At 36.5% G+C, this 2182-nt stretch carries 1 protein-coding gene; it reads right to left on the bottom strand.

Features of this window, described 5'->3' with window-relative positions:
- The coding region (locus tag IDG60_RS11680; protein WP_206160727.1) for a non-ribosomal peptide synthetase at positions 1 to 2182 on the bottom strand (2182 nt) is incomplete at both ends.

Here is a 2182-nt window from a genome sequence, read left to right as displayed (position 1 = left end):
CATTTTCAATTTCATCAAGTTCAATACGGTACCCGTTAACTTTCACTTGTTTATCTATTCTTCCTAAAAATTCAATTTGACCATCAGATGTATAACGTGCTAAATCACCACTATGATACAACTTTCCTTTACCAAATGGATTATTTTGCCATTTATCAGCCATTAATTCTGGACGGTTAATATATCCTATCGCTAAACTATCACCTGCAATACACAACTCGCCTGGCATACCAATACCGCATAACAAACCATCTGACATAATATACACTTGGATGTTAGATAAGGGTTTGCCAATTGGAATCGTCTCAGGTATCAAATCACCACAATGATGTGACCAATACGATGTGATGACTGTTGACTCAGATGGTCCATAGGCATTGAAATACGTGCCACAATGCTTCTCAATATATTTAACAAAGGATGCCGTACTAGTTGCCCCGCCTGTAATCAACTTTTCAATATAAAAGTCTTCCATAATACTACACATCTGTAACGGAATCGACGCAACCGTCACACGATGCTTATTAATGAGTTGTTGTAACTGTTCTGGATTAACACGTTCCTCTCTATCTGGAATCACAAGCGTATGACCATTTAACAAACAACAATAAATCTCCATAACTGATGCATCAAAAACAATATTTGCATGTTGCAAAAATACTTCATTGTCGCCTAATTGCAATTCAGTTGACCATGCATGCACTAAATTCAACAAATTTCGTTGTCGTATGGCAACCCCTTTAGGCATCCCGGTCGTACCAGATGTGTAAATAGCATACATCTCATTATCTAACATCGCTGTGTTTTCAAGTTGATTGCCATGTAAATCATCATATTGTTCATTTTCCTTTGATTCAACAAAGCCTTTAGCATTTTCCAATTGAATGACTGGTAATGTCGTTTCAATTTCAACGCCGTAAGACATGACTGCAGTTACTTTAGCATCCTCCAAAATTGCACCTTGTCGTTTATTCGGAAAATCAATATCGATAGGTATATAAGATGCACCTACTTTAACTGTCGCCAACATCGCCGCAATCATTTCAAAACTACGTTCTGTAAACAAGGCAACCCGTTGACCATTGCCCACACCATTTGATAGGAGCATGTGCGCAATGGCATCCACATAGTTGCGTAATGTTTCATACGTCATTGTCAAATCATTCATGACTAGCGCAACATGATTACCTTGTCGTGAGACAACTTCATTAAAGTAACTTATGATAGATTTATTTCCCGGGACATTAAGCATTCGATCGTTAACATGCGTATTGACCCAATTTAGAAGTTCCTCCGTGCCGTTTGGTATATCACAAATTTGTAGTGTATCTTGATGCTTCAAAATATAATCAATCATAATCATACATTGATTACCCATGTGACGAACTGTTTCTGAGTGATATAAATCGGTATTATACTCGATATTGATTGTATAGTCATCGCGATCTTCTTCAATGATGAAAGATAAATCAAATTTCGCCGTCACTGATTTGGGTTGAATGTGTGTTAATTTACTATGCCCAAAATGAGCATGATTCGTTTCATTGTTTTGTAGTACTAACATGACATCAAATAATGGATTCCGTGAGGCATCATGTGATTGATCTAAGTCATTTACTAAACATTCGAATGGGTATTCTTGATGCTCGTATGCCTCCAAACTCATTTCCTTAACCTCTTGTAAAAACTGTGTCCACATTTTATCAGGTGACGGTTGCCCTCTATATACCAACGTATTAGCAAACATGCCTAGCATTTGCTCCGTGCCTTTATGCATACGCGCACTCATCACACTACCGACAACAACATCATCTTTTCGAGCATATCTGCTTAACAACGTCATGACCACACTCTTAAAGAACATAAAATCAGTAATTTGATGCTTTTCTACATACTTTTGAAGTAGCTGTCTCATTTGTTGATTCATTGTAAATGACATCATTGCTCCATTTGTCGTTTTAATATTTGGTCTAACATAGTCTGTCGGTAAGCTTAAAATAGGTACTTCATCTTTGAATTGAGATAACCAATATTGTCTATGTTTCGTCATATCACGATGCGACATCCACTCACTATAGTCTTTATATTGCAATTTAAGTGGTAACAATAATTTATGTTGATAAAGTGCGTTAAGATCATTCATTAATTGTATATTACTCATACCGTCATTAATGATATGATG

This window comes from Staphylococcus sp. EG-SA-2, assembly GCF_017152085.1.
Note: the sequence above shows the minus strand (reverse complement) of the source record. Positions and strands in the feature narration are given on the sequence as shown.